Annotated in this window: 14 protein-coding genes; 3 read left to right on the forward strand and 11 right to left on the reverse strand. The window is 70.6% G+C overall.

Annotated elements, in window-relative coordinates; all coding sequences use genetic code 11:
- Window positions 1-41: 41 nt before the first annotated feature.
- From E5082_RS26800 to tkt, 7 genes are read right to left on the reverse strand one after another with little or no spacing between them, the layout of a single operon-like run.
- A complete protein-coding gene (locus E5082_RS26800; RefSeq protein ID WP_135793829.1) occupies window positions 42-635 on the reverse strand; it encodes a histidine phosphatase family protein in 594 nt (197 codons plus the stop codon).
- Between the two features lie 6 nt (window positions 636-641).
- Entirely contained in the window at window positions 642-1520 is an 879-nt protein-coding gene (gene gnd / locus E5082_RS26805) for a phosphogluconate dehydrogenase (NAD(+)-dependent, decarboxylating) (protein ID WP_135793830.1), read from the reverse strand.
- Between the two features lies 1 nt (window position 1521).
- Window positions 1522-3177 (reverse strand): glucose-6-phosphate isomerase, encoded by a 1656-nt coding sequence (gene pgi / locus E5082_RS26810; protein WP_135793831.1) that lies wholly within the window; start codon window positions 3175-3177, stop codon window positions 1522-1524.
- Entirely contained in the window at window positions 3177-4103 is a 927-nt protein-coding gene (gene opcA / locus E5082_RS26815) for a glucose-6-phosphate dehydrogenase assembly protein OpcA (RefSeq protein ID WP_135793832.1), read from the reverse strand. Before opcA ends, pgi begins: the two co-directional genes overlap by 1 nt.
- Window positions 4100-5806, reverse strand: coding sequence for a glucose-6-phosphate dehydrogenase (gene zwf, locus E5082_RS26820; RefSeq protein ID WP_190045400.1), 1707 nt, complete (start codon window positions 5804-5806; stop codon window positions 4100-4102). Before zwf ends, opcA begins: the two co-directional genes overlap by 4 nt.
- A complete protein-coding gene (gene tal, locus E5082_RS26825; protein ID WP_086692074.1) occupies window positions 5806-6948 on the reverse strand; it encodes a transaldolase in 1143 nt (380 codons plus the stop codon). The genes zwf and tal overlap by 1 nt, the downstream gene beginning before the upstream one ends.
- A gap of 34 nt (window positions 6949-6982) precedes the next feature.
- Window positions 6983-9058, reverse strand: a complete 2076-nt coding sequence (gene tkt, locus E5082_RS26830; protein WP_135793833.1) for a transketolase — start codon at window positions 9056-9058, stop codon at window positions 6983-6985.
- A 144-nt stretch (window positions 9059-9202) separates the two neighbouring features.
- On the opposite strand from tkt, the gene E5082_RS26835 reads away from it, so the two are divergent.
- The gene (locus E5082_RS26835) at window positions 9203-10108 is read left to right on the forward strand and encodes a helix-turn-helix domain-containing protein (protein WP_135793834.1); all 906 of its coding nucleotides are present in this window, start codon (window positions 9203-9205) and stop codon (window positions 10106-10108) included.
- Between the two features lie 118 nt (window positions 10109-10226).
- Complete coding sequence (locus E5082_RS26840) at window positions 10227-11150, forward strand: PASTA domain-containing protein (protein ID WP_167514150.1); 924 nt, start codon at window positions 10227-10229, stop codon at window positions 11148-11150.
- 44 nt (window positions 11151-11194) lie between these two features.
- Here E5082_RS26840 and E5082_RS26845 read toward each other — a convergent pair whose 3' ends face one another.
- Window positions 11195-12607 (reverse strand): glycoside hydrolase family 16 protein, encoded by a 1413-nt coding sequence (locus tag E5082_RS26845; RefSeq protein ID WP_135793836.1) that lies wholly within the window; start codon window positions 12605-12607, stop codon window positions 11195-11197.
- 144 nt (window positions 12608-12751) lie between these two features.
- Entirely contained in the window at window positions 12752-12889 is a 138-nt protein-coding gene (locus E5082_RS32490) for a hypothetical protein (protein WP_167514151.1), read from the reverse strand.
- Between the two features lie 83 nt (window positions 12890-12972).
- Between E5082_RS32490 and E5082_RS26850 the strand changes: the two genes are divergently transcribed.
- Window positions 12973-14310 carry a 6-phospho-beta-glucosidase gene (locus E5082_RS26850; protein WP_135793837.1) on the forward strand — a complete coding sequence of 446 codons (1338 nt, stop codon included), beginning with the start codon at window positions 12973-12975 and terminating at the stop codon, window positions 14308-14310.
- Between the two features lie 52 nt (window positions 14311-14362).
- Here the strand turns inward: E5082_RS26850 and E5082_RS26855 are convergent, their stop codons facing one another.
- Together E5082_RS26855 and E5082_RS26860 are read right to left on the reverse strand one after the other, a co-directional pair.
- Window positions 14363-16048, reverse strand: a complete 1686-nt coding sequence (locus E5082_RS26855) for a carbohydrate binding domain-containing protein (RefSeq protein ID WP_135793838.1) — start codon at window positions 16046-16048, stop codon at window positions 14363-14365.
- 157 nt (window positions 16049-16205) lie between these two features.
- Complete coding sequence (locus E5082_RS26860; protein ID WP_135793839.1) at window positions 16206-17342, reverse strand: ATP-grasp domain-containing protein; 1137 nt, start codon at window positions 17340-17342, stop codon at window positions 16206-16208.
- Window positions 17343-17384 lie beyond the last annotated feature (42 nt).

Raw genomic sequence — 17384 nt, forward strand, 5'->3', positions numbered from 1 at the left:
GCCCGGAGCGACCTGTCGGTCGCTCCGGGCCGTCTCGCGCCTCAGGGCAGCCGGTTCCACTCCGCGATCACGGGGTGGCCGTGCTCGGTGGAGAGGCGGCTCACCGTGCCGGTGGCCAGCTGGAACAGCCGTCCCTCCCTGGGCGGCAGGCCCAGCCTGCGGGCCGTCAGTACCCGCAGCACATGGCCGTGCGCGACGAGCAGTACGTCACCGTTGTCCGCGTCCAGCACCTTCTCCACGCGGGCCAGCACCCGGTCGACGCGCGCCCCGATCTGCTCGGGCGACTCGCCGGGGTGCCCCTCGGGGCCGGGCACCGCCCCGTCGGTCCACAGGTCCCAGTCGGGCCGGGTGCGGTGGATGTCGACGGTGGTGATGCCCTCGTAGCCGCCGTAGTCCCACTCGCGCAGGTCGGGCTCCGGCTCGGCGCCGGTCACGCCCGCCAGCTCGGCGGTGCGCCGGGCCCGGCCGAGCGGGCTGGTCAGGGTGAGTGCGAAGCTCCGGCCGGCGAGGAGCGGGGTCAGCGAACGCGCCTGCTCCTCACCGTGCTCGGTGAGGGGCAGATCGGTCCAGCTCGTGTGCTGGCCCGACCTGCTCCACTCCGTCTCGCCGTGGCGGACCAGCAGGAGGTCCCCCACGGCGGGTCAGCCCTTCTTCTCGACGGCGTGGCCGCCGAACTGGTTGCGCAGCGCGGCGATCATCTTCATCTGCGGCGAGTCGTCCTGACGGGAGGCGAAGCGCGCGAACAGCGACGCGGTGATGGCCGGAAGCGGCACCGCGTTGTCGATGGCGGCCTCGACGGTCCACCGGCCCTCGCCGGAGTCCTCGGCGTAGCCGCGCAGCTCGTCCAGGTGCTCGTCGTCGTCCAGGGCGTTGACGGCGAGGTCGAGCAGCCAGGAACGGATGACCGTGCCCTCCTGCCAGGAACGGAAGATCTCGCGGACGTTGTCCACCGAGTTCGCCTTCTCCAGCAGCTCCCAGCCCTCGGCGTACGCCTGCATCATGGCGTACTCGATGCCGTTGTGGACCATCTTCGAGAAGTGCCCGGCGCCGACGCGGCCCGCGTGGACGTAGCCGTACGGCCCGTCGGGCTTGAGGGCGTCGAAGATGGGCTGGAGGCGGTCGACGTTCTCCTTGTCGCCGCCGACCATCAGGGCGTAGCCGTTCTCCAGGCCCCAGACGCCGCCGGAGACGCCCGCGTCCACGAAGCCGATGCCCTTGATGGCCAGCTCGGCGGCGTGCTTCTCGTCGTCCGTCCAGCGGGAGTTGCCGCCGTCCACGACGACGTCGCCGGGGGAGAGCAGGTCCTTCAGCTCGTCGATGACGACCTGGGTGGCGGTGCCGGCCGGGACCATGACCCAGATGGTGCGCGGCGCGTCGAGCTTCTCGACCAGTTCGGCGAGGTCCTTGACGTCGGTCAGTTCCGGGTTGCGGTCGTAGCCGATGACCTGGTGGCCCGCGCGGCGGATGCGCTCGCGCATGTTGCCGCCCATCTTGCCGAGGCCTATGAGTCCGAGCTGCATGTCAGTTCACTTCCTTGAGGGAGCGGTAGGCGGCGACGAGGGCCGTGGTGGAGGGGTCGAGGCCGGGCACGTCCGCGCCTTCGGTGAGGGCGGGTTCGATGCGCTTGGCGAGGACCTTGCCCAGCTCGACGCCCCACTGGTCGAAGGAGTCGATGTTCCAGACCGCGCCCTGCACGAACACCTTGTGCTCGTAGAGGGCGACGAGCTGGCCGAGCACGGAGGGGGTCAGCTCGGGGGCCAGGATCGTGGTGGTGGGGTGGTTGCCGCGGAAGGTGCGGTGGGCCACCTGTGCCTCGGCGACGCCCTCCTGGCGGACCTCTTCCTCGGTCTTGCCGAAGGCGAGGGCCTGGGTCTGGGCGAAGAAGTTGGCCATCAACAGGTCGTGCTGGGCCTTGAGTTCGTCGCTCAGCTCGTCCACGGGGCGTGCGAAGCCGATGAAGTCCGCCGGGATCAGCTTCGTGCCCTGGTGGATCAACTGGTAGTACGCGTGCTGCCCGTTGGTACCGGGCGTGCCCCACACCACGGGTCCGGTCTGCCACTCCACCGGGGTGCCGTCCTTCTGGACGGACTTGCCGTTGGACTCCATGTCCAACTGCTGGAGGTAGGCGGTGAACTTCGACAGGTAGTGGCTGTACGGCAGGACCGCGTGCGACTGGGCGTCGAAGAAGTTGTTGTACCAGATCCCCAGCAGGCCCAGCAGCAGCGGCGCGTTCTCCTCGGCCGGAGCGGTACGGAAGTGCTCGTCCACGGTGTGGAAACCGTCCAGCATCTCCCGGAAACGCTCCGGACCGATCGCGATCATCAGCGACAGGCCGATCGCGGAGTCGAAGGAGTACCGGCCGCCGACCCAGTCCCAGAACTCGAACATGTTGTCGACGTCGATACCGAACGCGGTGACCTTCTCCGCGTTCGTGGAGAGCGCCACGAAGTGCTTCGCCACGGCCTTGTCGTCACCGAGCGCGTCCAGCAGCCAGGTACGGGCCGAGGTCGCGTTGGTGATCGTCTCGATCGTCGTGAACGTCTTCGACGCCACGATGAACAGCGTCTCCGCCGGGTCCAGGTCCCGCAACGCCTCATGCAGATCCGCGCCGTCCACGTTCGACACGAACCGGACGGTGAGGTCGCGGGCGGTGAAGGGGCGCAGGGCCTCGAACGCCATCGCCGGACCGAGGTCGGAACCGCCGATGCCGATGTTGACGATGTTCTTGATCCGCTTGCCGGTGTGACCGGTCCACTCACCCGAGCGGACCCGGTCGGCGAAGCCGCTCATCTTGTCCAGCACCGCGTGCACGGCCGGGACCACGTTCTCCCCGTCGACCTCGATCACCGCGTCCCGAGGGGTGCGCAGCGCGGTGTGCAGCACCGCACGGTTCTCGGTCGTGTTGATCCGCTCGCCACGGAACATCGCGTCCCGCTGCCCGAACACATCCGTGGCGACGGCTAGTTCCTGGAGCAGGGCCAGGGTCTCGTCGGTGACCTGATGCTTGCTGTAGTCGATGTGCAGGTCGCCCACCCGGACGACGTAGCGCTCGGCCCGTCCGGGGTCGGCGGTGAACAGCTCGCGCAGGTGCGGCTGACCGCCGGCGCGGTGGTCGGCCAGGGCCGTCCACTCGGGGCGCCGGGTGAGCTTGGGGGTGTCTGACGATGCGTCGGACATCAGGCGTTCTCCTTGGGTGCCTCGCCGGTCAGGGCGATGGCGTACATCTCGTCCGCGTCGAGGCGGCGCAGCTCCTCGGCGATCAGCTCCGAGGTCGGGCGGACCTTCAGTGCCAGGGTGCGCGGCGGCTGGCCCGGCAGGGTCAGCGTGGCGAGGGGGCCTTCGGGGCGGTCGATGACGATGTCGCCCTCGTCGGTGCCGAGACGCACGGCGGTGACCACCGGGCCATCGGAGACGACGCGGTCCACCTTGACGTGCAGACGGGCCTCCAGCCAGCGCGCGAGGAGCTCGGCGCTGGGGTTGTCCGCCTCCGCCTCCACGGCGGCCGCGGTCACCTTGACCCGCGCCTGGTCCAGCGCGGCCGCGAGCATCGAGCGCCACGGGGTGAGCCGGGTCCAGGCCAGGTCGGTGTCGCCCGGCGCGTAGGTGCGGGCACGGGTGTCCAGCACCTCCAGCGGGTTGTCCACCGCGTACAGGTCGGTGATCCGGCGCTGGGCGAGCACGCCGAGGGCGTCCTTCGCGGGAGCCTCGGGGGCCTCCACCGGCCACCAGACCACCACCGGCGCGTCCGGGAGCAGCAGCGGCAGGACCACCGAGTCGGCGTGGTCGGACACCTCGCCGTAGGTGCGCAGCACGACCGTCTCACCGGCGCCGGCGTCGGAGCCGACCCGGACCTCGGCGTCGAGCCGGGAGGTGGTCCGTTCGCGCAGGTTGCGCCGGTGGCGCTTGATGACGACCAGGGTGCGGGAGGGGTGCTCGTGCGAGGCTTCCCCGGCCGCCTTGAGGGCGTCGTAGGCGTTCTCCTCGTCCGTGACGATGACCATCGTCAGGACCATGCCCACAGCCGGGGTGCCGATGGCGCGGCGGCCCTCCACCAACGCCTTGTTGATCTTGCTTGCCGTGGTGTCGGTCAGGTCGATCTTCATGGCCTGCGCCAGCTCCGTCCGTCTCGTGCGAGCATCTCGTTCGCTTCCTCGGGTCCCCAGCTTCCGGACGCGTACTGCGCCGGCGTGCCGTGCTCGCTCCAGTAGCGCTCGATCGGGTCGAGGATCTTCCAGGACTCTTCCACTTCCTGGGTGCGCGGGAACAGGTTGGCGTCGCCGAGCAGCACATCGAGGATCAGCCGCTCGTACGCCTCGGGGCTGGACTCGGTGAAGGACTCGCCGTAGGCGAAGTCCATCGACACGTCCCGGATCTCCATGGAGGTGCCGGGCACCTTGGAGCCGAAGCGGACGGTCATGCCCTCGTCCGGCTGGACGCGGATGACGATCGCGTTCTGGCCCAGCTCCTCCGTGGCGGTGGAGTCGAACGGCGAGTGCGGGGCGCGCGTGAACACGACCGCGATCTCGGTGACGCGACGCGCCAGCCGCTTGCCGGTGCGCAGGTAGAACGGCACGCCCGCCCAGCGGCGGTTGTCGATCTCCAGCTTGATCGCCGCGTACGTGTCGGTCTTCGACTTGGGGTCGATGCCCTCCTCGTCGAGGTAGCCGACGACCTTCTCGCCGCCCTGCCAGCCGGCCGCGTACTGGCCGCGCACGGTGTGCTCGCCCAGGTCGTCCGGGAGACGGACCGACTTCAGGACCTTCAGCTTCTCGGTGAGCAGCGCGTCCGCGTCGAAGGCGATCGGCTCCTCCATGGCGGTGAGCGCCATGAGCTGGAGCAGGTGGTTCTGGATCACGTCACGGGCGGCGCCGATGCCGTCGTAGTAGCCCGCGCGGCCGCCGATGCCGATGTCCTCGGCCATCGTGATCTGCACGTGGTCCACGTAGGAGCGGTTCCAGATGGGCTCGTACATCTGGTTGGCGAACCGCAGCGCCATGATGTTCTGGACGGTCTCCTTGCCCAGGTAGTGGTCGATCCGGAACACCTGGTCCGGCTCGAACACCTCGTGCACGACCTTGTTCAGCTCGTGCGCGCTCTCCAGGTCGTGGCCGAACGGCTTCTCGATGACCGCACGGCGCCAGGAGCCCTCGGGGGCGTCCGCCAGCCCGTGCTTCTTGAGCTGCCGGACGACCTTGGGGAAGAACTTCGGCGGCACCGAGAGGTAGTACGCGAAGTTGCCGCCGGTGCCGCGGGAGGCGTCCAGCTCCTCGACGGCCTCCCTGAGCTGGTCGAAGGCGGCGTCGTCGTCGAAGTCGCCGGGGATGAAGCGCATGCCCTCGGCGAGCTGCTGCCAGACCTCCTCGCGGAACGGCGTACGCGCGTGCTCCTTGACCGCGTCGTGCACGACCTGCGCGAAGTCCTGGTCCTCCCAGTCGCGGCGGGCGAAGCCCACCAGGGAGAAGCCCGGCGGCAGCAGACCGCGGTTGGCCAGGTCGTAGACGGCCGGCATCAGCTTCTTGCGGGACAGGTCGCCCGTGACACCGAAGATCACCAGGCCCGACGGCCCCGCGATGCGAGGCAGCCGGCGGTCCTGGGGGTCGCGCAGCGGGTTGTCCCACTCGGCGGCCGGCGTGACCGGGACCCGGATGTCCTCGGCCTCGCGGACCGCGGCGGGCTTCGCCTTGGTCCGCGTCCTGCGCGCCTTGGGCTCCGCCTCGGCGGCGGCCGGCTTCGGCTCCGCCTTCGGCTCGGCCTCGGGCTCGGCCTTGGGGGCCGCCGCCTTCGGCTCGCCTGACTTGCTCGTCATTACGCGTCCACTCCCTTGCTCTTCAGGGACTCGGTCACGGCGTCCAGCAGCTCCAGCCAGGCCGCCTCGAACTTGGCGACGGCCTCGTCCTCGAGCTGCTGGACGACCTCGTCGTAGGAGATGCCCAGCTTCTCCACGGCGGCGAGGTCGGCACGGGCCTGCTCGTAGCGGCCGGTCACCGTGTCGCCGGTGATGTCACCGTGGTCGGCGGTGGCCTTGAGCGTGCCCTCGGGCATGGTGTTGACGGTGCCGGGGGCGACCAGCTCGTCCACGTACAGGGTGTCCTTGTACGCCGGGTCCTTCACACCGGTGGAGGCCCACAGCGGGCGCTGCTTGTTGGCACCGGTGCCGGTCAGCGCCTGCCAGCGGGCGGAGGCGAAGACATCCTCGTACGCCTCGTAGGCCAGACGGGCGTTGGCGAGGGCCGCACGGCCCTTCAGGCCGAGGGCCTCGTCGGTGCCGAGGGCGGTCAGGCGCTTGTCGATCTCGGAGTCCACGCGGGACACGAAGAAGGACGCCACCGAGTGGATCCGCGAGAGGTCCAGGCCGCGCTCCCGGGCCTTCTCCAGGCCCGCCAGGTAGGCGTCCATGACGGCGCGGTAGCGCTCCAGGGAGAAGATCAGGGTCACATTGACGCTGATGCCCAGGCCGATGACCTCGGTGATCGCCGGGAGGCCCGCCTCGGTGGCCGGGATCTTGATCATCACGTTGGGGCGGTCGACCAGCCAGAAGAGCTGCTTGGCCTCGGCGACCGTGGCGAGGGTGTTGTGGGCCAGACGGGGGTCGACCTCGATGGAGACCCGGCCGTCCCGGCCCTCGGTGGCGTCGTACACACCGCGCAGCACGTCGGCCGCGTCGCGCACGTCGGCGGTCGTCATCATGCGCACGGCCTCGTCGACCGTGACACCGCGCTCCGCCAGGTCGGTGAGCTGCTCCTCGTACCCCTCGCCGGAGCCGATGGCGGCCTGGAAGATCGACGGGTTGGTGGTGACGCCGACGACGCCGCCGTCCGTCACGAGGGCGGCCAGGTCGCCCGAGGTGATCCGCTTGCGCGACAGGTCGTCCAGCCACACCGACACGCCCTCGTCGGCGAGACGCTTGAGGGCTCCGGGGGTGCTGATTGCTTCGGTCACAGTGCTCATCTTTCTTCGTCGCGTAATTCTGTGTCGCGGGGGATCAGGCGCGCGCGGCGGCCAGCGAGGCGCGGGCGGCGGCGGCGACGTTCTCAGGGGTGAAGCCGTACTCGGCGAACAGGGCGTTCGCGTCGGCGGAGGCGCCGAAGTGCTCCAGGGAGACGATGCGGCCGGCGTCACCCACATAGCGGTACCAGGTCAGGCCGATGCCCGCCTCGACGGCGACACGCGCCTTCACGGCGGCCGGCAGGACACTCTCGCGGTAGGCGGCCGGCTGCTGGTCGAACCACTCCACGCAGGGCATGGACACCACGCGCGTGCCGGTGCCCTCGGCCTCCAGGGCGTCACGGGCGGCCATGGCGAGCTGGACCTCGGAGCCGGTCGCCATGATGATCACCTCCGGGACCTCGGTCGAGGAGTCGGCGAGGACGTAGCCGCCCTTGGCGGCGTCCTTGTTCGGAGCGTACGTCGGTACGCCCTGACGGGTGAGGGCGAGACCGTGCGGGGCCGGGTCGGTGGCGTGCCGCTTCAGGATCTCGGCCCAGGCGATGGCGGTCTCGTTGGCGTCCGCCGGGCGGACCACGTTCAGGCCCGGGATCGCGCGCAGCGAGGCCAGGTGCTCCACCGGCTGGTGGGTCGGGCCGTCCTCGCCGAGGCCGATGGAGTCGTGGGTCCACACATAGGTGACCGGGAGCTGCATCAGGGCCGACATACGGACGGCGTTGCGCATGTAGTCGGAGAACACCAGGAAGGTGCCGCCGTAGATGCGGGTGTTGCCGTGCAGGGCGATGCCGTTCATCTCCGCGGCCATGGAGAACTCGCGGATACCGAAGTGGACGGTACGGCCGTACGGGTTCGCCTCGGGCAGCGGGTTGCCCTTCGGCAGGAAGGAGCTGGTCTTGTCGATCGTGGTGTTGTTGGAGCCGGCGAGGTCGGCCGAGCCGCCCCACAGCTCGGGCAGCACCGGGCCGAGCGCCTGGAGGATCTTGCCGGAGGCGGCACGGGTGGCGACGGACTTGCCCTCCTCGAACACCGGGAGCGCGTCCTGCCAGCCCTCGGGCAGCTCGCCCTTGGAGACGCGGTCGAACAGCTCCGCGCGCTCGGGCTGGGCGGTGCGCCACTCGGCGATCTGCTTGTCCCAGGCGGCGTGCGCCTCGGCACCCCGGTCCAGGGCGCGGCGGGCGTGGCGCAGCACCTCGTCGGAGACCTCGAAGCTCTGCTCCGGGTCGAAGCCGAGGACGCGCTTGGTGGCCGCGATCTCCTCGTCGCCCAGGGCGGAGCCGTGGGACGCCTCGGTGTTCTGCGCGGTGGGCGCGGGCCAGGCGATGATCGTGCGCATGGCGATGATGGAGGGGCGGCCGGTCTCGGCCCTGGCGGCCTCCAGCGCGGCGTGCAGCGCCGGGACGTCCACGTCGCCGTCGGCGGTGGGCTCGATGCGCTGGGTGTGCCAGCCGTACGCCTCGTACCGCTTCAGGACGTCCTCGGAGAAGGCGGTCTCGGTGTCGCCCTCGATGGAGATGTGGTTGTCGTCGTAGAGGAAGACGAGGTTGCCGAGCTTCTGGTGGCCGGCGAGCGAGGACGCCTCGGCGGAGACGCCCTCCTCCAGGTCGCCGTCGGAGACGATCGCCCAGATCATGTGGTCGAAGGGGGAGGTGCCCTCGGGGGCCTCCGGGTCGAAGAGACCGCGCTCGTAGCGGGCGGCCATCGCCATGCCCACCGCGTTGGCGGCACCCTGGCCGAGCGGGCCGGTGGTGGTCTCCACACCGGCGGTGTGCCCGTACTCGGGGTGGCCGGGCGTCTTGGAGCCCTGGGTGCGGAACGCCTTGAGGTCGTCCAGCTCCAGCTCGTACCCGGCGAGGAAGAGCTGGGTGTAGAGGGTCAGCGAGGTGTGACCGGGAGAGAGTACGAAGCGGTCACGGCCGGTCCACTCGGGGTCGGCCGGGTCGTGCTTCATCACCTTCTGAAAGATCGTGTACGCGGCAGGCGCGAGGCTCATCGCGGTGCCGGGGTGGCCGTTGCCGACCTTCTGCACCGCATCGGCCGCGAGAAGCCGGGCCGTGTCGACGGCGCGGCGGTCGAGATCGGTCCACTCGAAGTTCTCGGGTGTCTGGGTGCTCATCTTCAAGAAGTCCTCTTCAGAAGCAGGGATGCTGATCAAACGCGTTCAAACTTAAAAGTCTGACTTTTTCGCGGATAGGTCGGGGTGTGTCAGCCTGTGGTGAATCTGGGACACCGATCGCTTGACAGGAACGGCAAATCGAACATGGCGGACAGATCGCCTCAGGGTGTGGGTCGCGGCACGGACGGTGACGGGATCAGGACCTTTCCCTTCCCGACCGAGCTGGCCGTGGGCGGTGTCGGCATGCAGGTCGGCCCGATGGGTGAGGACCGCACCTGGCATGCGGATGCCCCGCTGGACCGGGTCCATCGCATCGACTTCCACGTGGTGATGCTGTTCACCGAGGGGCCGGTCCGGCACATGATCGACTTCGCCGAGTACGAGGCCGGCGCGGGCGACGTGCTGTGGATTCGTCCCGGCCAGGTGCACCGCTTCTCCCGCACCAGCCGGTACCGGGGCACCGTGCTGACCATGCAGCCCGGCTTCCTGCCCCGCTCCACCGTCGAGGCGACCGGCCTCTACCGGTACGACCTGCCTCCGCTGCTGCACCCCGACCCGGCGCAGCGCACCGCGCTGCGGGACTCCCTCGCCCAGCTCGGCCGCGAGTACGAGGACACCGAGACCCTGCCGCTCAGCCTGCACACGGCCGTCCTGCGGCACAGCCTCACCGCGTTCCTGCTCCGCCTCGCCCACCTCGCGGCCAGCTCCGCCGAGGCCAACCGGAGCCAGGCGGACACCACCTTCACGCTGTTCCGGGACGCGGTGGAGCGCGGTTTCCACTCCAACCACAGCGTCAACGCCTATGCCGACGCGCTCGGTTACTCCCGCCGCACCCTCGTCCGCGCGGTCCGCGCCGCCACCGGCCAGACCCCCAAGGGCTTCATCGACAAACGCGTCATCCTGGAGGCCAAGCGCCTCCTCGCCCACACCGACATGCCCATCGGCCGGGTCGGCGCCGCGATCGGTTTCCCGGACGCGGCCAACTTCTCGAAGTTCTTCCATCTGCACACGGGAGTCACACCGGTCGGATTCCGGGCGGAGCTGAGCTGACGCCTCGTCTTCACCCCCTGTGTCACGCTCCGGTCTCGCTTTGGTTGTGAGGGCAACTTCTCCAGTTCTTCACAGGTCTCGCACACGCACAGTGTGAGAGATGCTCAAGGGGGGACTCATGAATCGTCCGGGACGATCGCAGGCGCCGGTTCGGGGCGCGCGTAAGGCATGGCTCAAGGGCGTCGGGGCCGGGGCGCTGATATGCGCCCTCGTCACCGGATGTGGCGGCGGGAACGATGAGAAGGCGGCCGCGACCGTCAAGCCGCGGCCCACGGTGACGGTCACCGCGACCGTCACGGCGACCCCGGCCCTGCTGGAGAGCCAGGTGGACAGCACGGTCGCCGACGCGACCGGGGCAGCCGAGGAGCGCGGCTACCGCGTCGCCGCGCACGACGCGAGCGAGAAGGACGCGTCTCCGGCGGACGACTGGACGGTGTGCTTCGAGAAGTTCGGGCGGGACAGCGTCGACTTCGGTGCGGTCGCGTCCGGGGCGCCGTGTCCCAAGGCGGACGGCCGCCCGATCCCGTGGCCGACGATGCCGGGTGTGATCGGCCGTACCTACTCGGCCGCCGCCACGGCCGTCGACGGGGTGACGAGGGGCGAGATCACCGTCAAGGCGTCCTACAAGGACGAGCGGGTCGCCGGGGAACACGACGGCTGGAAGGTGTGCTTCCAGTCGCCGGACGCCGGAACGAAGGTCGTGGGGGACCGCGATGTCACGCTGTGGCTGACGAAGAGTGGGTGCCCGTCGGCGACGGGGACGTACAAGGACAAGACCAACGACCCGAATTACACGCCGCCGGTCGCGGCCGGCAGCGGTAGCGGTGGGTCTTCCGGTTCCTCCGGCGGGTCCTCCTCGGCCGGCTCCTCCAGCGGCGGCGGCAGCGTCGGCACCACCTGCGAGATCACGTCGAACGCCGGCAATTGCTACAACGCGGGCCAGTTCTGCCGCAACGCGGACGTAGGCCGCTCCACCCACGCGGGGAACGGCCGGCTGATCCACTGCCGCAGCGACGGCAGCCGAAACCGCTGGAACTACTGACGGCCGGCGGCGCCGGACCTCGTGCCCGGCGCCGCCCGCTTTCGTCAGTGGGTGAAGGTGAACCAGTTCACGTTCACGAAGTCGGCCGGCTGGCCGCTGGTGAAGGTGAGATAGACGTCGTGGGTGCCGGTGACCCCGCTGATGTTGGCCGGGACGGTCTGCCAGTTCTGCCAGCCGCCGGTGCCGGACAGGGCGAAGCTGCCGATGGGGGCGTTGGAGCGGCTGTCGAGCCGTACCTCGACCAGCCCGCCCACGCCGGACGCGGCCCCGCTGGCGACGCGGGCCTTGAACTGGGTGGCGGGCGTCGAGCCGAAGTCGACGCCCTTGTACTGCGCCCAGTCACCGTTCGAGACGTAGCTGAGGTTCTGGCCGCCGCCGGTGTCCGTGGTGGTCTCGGTGTTCACGCCGGACTGGCTGTCGAAGGACTCGGCCTGGATGGTGCCGTAGGCGTCGCGGTTGCCGGTGGGCGGGGGAGTGGTGCCGCCGCCGCTGCCGGACTGGAGCACCTGGACGTAGTCGACGGTCATCGGGTGGCCCGGTTCGGTGTCGGCGTAGGGGCCGCCGCCGAAGGCACCCGGGAAGCCGCCGCCCATCGCCACGTTGAGGATGAGGAAGTAGCCGTGCTTCGTCGCGTTGTTCCAGGTCGTGGCGTCGAATTGGTTGGCCCGCACGGTGTGCAGGTTGACCCCGTCGACATAGAAGCGGATCTCCTCGACGGAGGCCGAGCGGTCCCACTCCATCGCGTAGGTGTGGAACGCGGACTGGCAGGTGCTGCCGGGGCAGGCCGTGGAGTTGCCGACGCCCGTGGTCTCGTTGCACGGGCCGCCGGGGTTGGTGCCGCAGTGGAAGGTCGACCAGACGGTGTTCAGGCCCTGGACGTTCTCCATGATGTCCAGCTCGCCGACGCCCGGCCAGTTCTGGTAGTTGCCCCGGTAAGGCGCCCCCAGGGCCCAGAACGCCGGCCAGTAGCCCTTGGCCGCCGCGCCCGTGACGTTCGGCATCTGGATGCGCGCCTGCACCCTCAGTTTGCCGCCCGCCGGAGGCTGGAAGTCGGTGCGGTTGGTCTCGATACGGCCCGAGGTCCAGCGGCCGGAGGAGTCGCGGCGCGGGGTGATCTGCAGGTTGCCGTTGCCGTCGAGCGCGACGTTGCTGGTGCTGCTGGTCATCGTCTCGACCTCGCCGGTGCCCCAGTTGGCGGCGCCGCCCGGATAAGAGGTCCCGGTGTCGTACTGCCAGTTGGCGGTGTTGACACCGGAGCCCGCCGAGCCGTTGAAGTCGTCCAGGAACACCTGGGTCCAGCCGGACGGCGGCGCCGGGGCCGAGGCGTCGGCGGGCGCGACGCCGGCCACCGCGGCCGCGGCCGCGAGCCCCAGCGTGCCGAGGGCGGCGACCAGCGCCCGCCGTACAGAACGCCGGCGTCTGCCGCCGGCCGGGGAGGTGCCGGAGGTTTCACTCATGGGGGTGCCTTCCGGGGTACGGGATGAGGGGTGCGGGGACCCCGCGAGCCTCTTGAGAGCGCTCTCAGGGTGCGCACAATGTGCTCCCCGCTGCTGCGGGCGTCAAGGGTTGAAGCAGGGAAACTCCTTACTGGGTACGGGAGTTCATGGTCTGAAGGCGTGCAACTGCTCGGTCGGGGCGTCGAGGTCCTTCGTCACCACGTCGGTGAGGGAGGCCGACCTGCGCCGGCCTTCCGGCGTCTCACCCACGCCGAGGAACAGCGCATGTCGTCCGACCGTCATCAGCGGGAGGCTGGATCACGGCAACCGGCCGGCCCCCGGCCCCGCGTGCCATGATCGGAGCAGGCGTGCCGAAAGGGTGGGACATGAGGCTGACGATTCTGGGGGGCGGCGGGTTCCGGGTGCCGCTCGTGTACGGCGCGCTGCTGGGCGACCGGGGCGAGGGGCGGGTGACCGAGGTCGTCCTGCACGACGTCGACGCCGGGCGGCTGGACGCGGTGACGCGGGTGCTGGCCGAGCAGGCGGACGGGGTGCCGGACGCGCCCGCCGTGCGGGCGACCACCGATCTCGACGACGCGCTGCGCGGGGCCGGCTTCGTGTTCTCCGCGATCCGGGTCGGCGGGCTGCGCGGGCGGGCCGAGGACGAGCGGGTGGCGCTGGCCGAGGGGGTGCTCGGGCAGGAGACGGTGGGCGCGGGGGGTATCGCGTACGGGCTGCGGACCGTGCCCGTCGCCGTCGACATCGCCCGGCGGGTGGCCCGGCTCGCGCCCGACGCCTGGGTCATCAACTTCACCAACCCGGCCGGACTGGTCACCGAGGCCATGGCCCGGTACCTCGGCGACCGGGTCATCGGCATCTGCGACTCCCCGGTCGGCCTCGGCCGCCGTGTCGCCCGTGCCCTCGGCGCCGACCCCGGCGAGGCGTTCGTCGACTACGTCGGCCTCAACCATCTCGGCTGGGTACGCGGCCTGCGTATCGCCGGGCGCGACGAACTGCCGCGCCTGCTGGCGGACCCGGACCGGCTCGGCTCCTTCGAGGAGGGGCGGCTGTTCGGCCCCGAGTGGCTGCGCTCCCTCGGCGCGATCCCCAACGAGTACCTGCACTACTACTACTTCAACCGCGAGACCGTACGCGCCTACCAGGAGGCCGGGCAGACCCGCGGTGCCTTCCTGCGTGACCAGCAGTCCCGGTTCTACAGCGACGCGCTGCGCCCCGGCGGGTCCGCGCTGCGGGCCTGGCAGGACACCCGCGCCGAGCGCGAGGCGACGTACATGGCGGAGAACCGGGAGAGCGCCGGGGCCGGGGAGCGGGAGGAGGAGGATCTGTCGGGCGGGTACGAGCAGGTGGCGCTCGCCCTGATGCGGGCCGTCGCCCGCGACGAGCGCACCACCCTGATCCTCAATGTCCGCAACCGCTCCACGCTCACCGCCCTGGACGCGGACGCGGTGATCGAGGTGCCCTGCCTGGTCGGCGCGGACGGCGCGCACCCGCTGGCCACCGATCCGCTGCCGGGACACGCCACCGGGCTGGTCTGCTCGGTCAAGGCGGTCGAGCGGGAGGTGCTGGCCGCCGCCGAGTCGGGATCGCGGGAGACGGCTGTGAAGGCGTTCGCGCTGCATCCGCTTGTCGACTCGGTCAACGTGGCCCGCAGGCTGGTCGACGGTTACACCGCGGCCCACCCGGAGCTGGCGTATCTGAAGTGAACACGGGTGGGGGCCGCTCCGCCGAGCGGCCCCCACGCGGGTCGTACGAGGCTCAGCCGGTGAAGCCGGCCGTGATCGAGGTGAACTGCCAGGTGCTCTGGTTGATGCCGGAGCAGTTGCTCACCACACCGCCGCCGGCGCACGGCCGGTCCCGGTTGACCGCCCAGTAGGCGAGCCGGGCGATGTGGTGCGAGTTGCTCCAGTCACGGATCTTGGTCCAGATCTCCGGCGTGGTGTTCTCCTGCTGGTCGGACAGACCGTTCATGCCGGAGATGCCGATGTGGGAGTAGGCGGTCGCGTCGTCCCAGCCGAAGGTCGACTTCAGCTTGGCCTTCAGACCCTCGGCCGCGTTCACCGTGTTGCCGTACATGTCCGAGCCGCCGCCGAAGTCGAACGGCATGATCGTGAACACGTCGATGTCGGCGCCGATCGACTTGGCCTGCTCGATGAGCCGGTTGCCGTAGTAGGTCGGGCCGGTGGTCGTGGTGCCGAAGGTGACGATGGTCTTCAGGCCGGGGTTGTTCGCCTTGACCGTCTTCAGCGCGGTGAGGATCTTCGCCTGCACGGCCTCGTTCTCGAACTCGTCCGTGTTCTCGATGTCCATGTCGATCGATTTCAGCGAGTAGGCGTCGATCACCTTCTGGATCGCGCCGGCCAGCGCGCCCGCCGAGGAGCAGTTGGCGCCGAGCTTGCTGCCCTGCCAGCCGCCGAAGGAGGGCACGATGTCACCGCCCGCCGAGCGGATCTGGTTGATCGCGGTCTGGTCGACCCCGCCGGTGAGCGGCCGGCTGCCGTCCCACGCCGGGTTGCAGCCGCCCGAGTCCAGCACGAACGCCATGGTGAACCACTTCACCCCGGTCGCGTTCATCACCGTCGCCGGGTTCGGCGGGTCGCCCCAGCCCTCGTACAGATACGGCGCGGCCTGCTTGAAACCGGTGCCGCCGCCCGAGCCCGCGTTCGTCGTCACCGAGACCGGGTTGGAGGCGCCGGAGGTGTTCCCGGCCGCGTCCCGCGCCTTCACGGTGAAGGTGTACGCGGTGCTCGGCGAGAGCCCGCTGACCGTGGCCGTCGTCCCGGAGACGCTGAGCACCTGGTTGGAGCCGCTGTAGATGTCGTACGCGGTGACGCCCACGTTGTCGGTGGCCGCGTTCCACCGCAGCGAGACGCTGCCCGAGGTCTTGCCGGTCGAGGTGAGGCTGCTCGGTGTGCTCGGCGCCTGGGTGTCACCGCCGCCCCCGCCGCCCGGTCCGTCCAGGCTGATGTCGTCCGCCTGGTAGGAGCCCTGCGCGTACCAGCCGTGCACGTACACGGTCGCGCTGGTCTGCGAGGCGCCGGTGGTGAAGGAGACGGTGAGCTGGCTGTACGCCGACGGGGACGAGGTCCAGGTCGAGGCCCCGCCGTCCACCCCGAGGTAGACGTACGAGCCGCGGACCCAGCCGCTGAGGGTGTACGCGGTGTTCGGCTTCACGGCGACGGTCTGCGCGCACTGCGCGGTGTCGCTCGAACTCACCGCGCCCTGCAGCGCCTTGGAGCCGCCGTGCACGGGGGAGGAGACGACCGAGCCGAGGTTGCCGGAACAGGTCCACGGGGACAGGCCGCCCGACTCGAAGCCGGGGTTGGTGAGCACGTTGGCCGCCTCGGCGGTGCCCGGCAGGGCGACGGCCCCGCCGAGTGCCAGGGCGGCGGTGCCGACCAGGGCGAGAAGCCGGCGTCTGGGACGCCCGAGAATGTGTCGCACGCGATCTCCCTGATGGTATGGGGGCGTTCGGGAGTGCACCGGGGTGCGGGAAGTGCGGAACGAGCCTGCGGAGAGTGCGCCCCCCAAAGTGGTATGGACCAATCCAACTGTCAAGGGACAGCACGGGATTGGTCCATACCGGGATGGCGACGGAGTACTACAGCGGCAGCGCGGCTCCGGCTCCCGCCGCCGCGGCGGCCGACGCGGCGAGCGGGGCGGTGGGCGCGGGCAGGCACACCTCCGCCTCCTCGGGGTCCTGCTCGGTGAGCGTCGGCGGGCCCAGCGGGCGCGGCCCGGAGACCACCGCGTAGTCCTGGCCCAGGAACGGCGGCTCGACCGTGCCGGGGTCCTCACCCAGCGCCAACTGAACAGCGGCCCACGGGGCGTTGACCCCGCACAGGGAGAGCTGGTGCAGTCCGCCGGCGGCACGGGTGTTGACGTCGAGCAGCACCGGCCGGTCGCCCAGCATGCGGAACTGGATGTTGGACAGGTAGTGCAGCCCGAAGCCCTCCGCGATCAGCCGGGCCGGCTCCAGCCAGCGCTCGTCCAGGGTGAAGCCACGCCGCCGGCCGTTCTTGGTGCGGCCCACCATCAGCCGGACCCGGTTGTCCGGACCGGTCAGGCAGTCCACCGACACCTCCGGCTGCTCCAGCCTCGGCATCACCAGCAGGTCCACCGGCTCCTCGGCCTCCCGCAGCGCCGACACCGCCAGATCGAGCTGCACGTACGGGCTCGGGAAGCCGCTCAGGTGGGCCAGCGAGAAGGGCGAGCGGGTGATCATCCGGAAGCCGACCCCGCCCGCCCCGGAGGCGGGCTTGAAGCATGCCCGGTGCCCGGCCGCCTCCAACTCCTCGACTGCGGCCAGGAGTTCGTCCGCCGTACGGACCCGGAACCACGGCGGCACCGGCACGCCCACCGAACGGACCGCCTCGTACGCGGTCACCTTGTCCTCGAACACGGCCACCGCCTCCGGTGTCGGCGCCAGCAGGGCCGTACCCGCCGCGGCGAAGTCGGCGCGGTGCGCCACGATCGCCGCCTGGTGCAGCCGGGGCACGAAGACATCGATGCCACGCCGGGCGCACTGGTCGAGCGCGTACTCGACGTACCCGGCCGGGGACAGCCCCTCCGGCTCCAGCGCGGCGGTGTCGGCGGCGGCCAGCACGGGGGAGTCCGGGTCGCCGTGCGTCGCGTGGATCTCCACGGCGCGGTCGCTCGGGTTTCTCCGGAGCTGATCCATGAAGAACACGTTCTCCGCGTACGTGCGGTTGAGCCATACGCGTACGCGAGAGACCATGCGGGCCGCCTTTCGGGGGTTTTCGGGCAGGACTCAGCGGTC

Origin of the sequence: Streptomyces griseoluteus (genome assembly GCF_004784465.1) — a bacterium.
Classification (GTDB): Bacteria; Actinomycetota; Actinomycetes; order Streptomycetales; family Streptomycetaceae; genus Streptomyces; species Streptomyces griseoluteus.

Bases quoted from the DNA above. Each gene is read 5' to 3' on its own strand.
- pgi (WP_135793831.1), bottom strand. From the start codon at position 3,177: ATGTCCGACGCATCGTCAGACACCCCCAAGCTCACCCGGCGCCCCGAG.
- tkt (WP_135793833.1), bottom strand. From the start codon at position 9,058: ATGAGCACCCAGACACCCGAGAACTTCGAGTGGACCGATCTCGACCGC.
- E5082_RS26845 (WP_135793836.1), bottom strand. From the start codon at position 12,607: ATGAGTGAAACCTCCGGCACCTCCCCGGCCGGCGGCAGACGCCGGCGT.
- tal (WP_086692074.1), bottom strand. From the start codon at position 6,948: ATGAGCACTGTGACCGAAGCAATCAGCACCCCCGGAGCCCTCAAGCGT.
- E5082_RS26835 (WP_135793834.1), top strand. From the start codon at position 9,203: ATGGCGGACAGATCGCCTCAGGGTGTGGGTCGCGGCACGGACGGTGAC.
- E5082_RS26850 (WP_135793837.1), top strand. From the start codon at position 12,973: ATGAGGCTGACGATTCTGGGGGGCGGCGGGTTCCGGGTGCCGCTCGTG.
- E5082_RS26840 (WP_167514150.1), top strand. From the start codon at position 10,227: ATGAATCGTCCGGGACGATCGCAGGCGCCGGTTCGGGGCGCGCGTAAG.
- zwf (WP_190045400.1), bottom strand. From the start codon at position 5,806: ATGACGAGCAAGTCAGGCGAGCCGAAGGCGGCGGCCCCCAAGGCCGAG.
- opcA (WP_135793832.1), bottom strand. From the start codon at position 4,103: ATGAAGATCGACCTGACCGACACCACGGCAAGCAAGATCAACAAGGCG.
- E5082_RS32490 (WP_167514151.1), bottom strand. From the start codon at position 12,889: ATGACGGTCGGACGACATGCGCTGTTCCTCGGCGTGGGTGAGACGCCG.
- gnd (WP_135793830.1), bottom strand. From the start codon at position 1,520: ATGCAGCTCGGACTCATAGGCCTCGGCAAGATGGGCGGCAACATGCGC.
- E5082_RS26860 (WP_135793839.1), bottom strand. From the start codon at position 17,342: ATGGTCTCTCGCGTACGCGTATGGCTCAACCGCACGTACGCGGAGAAC.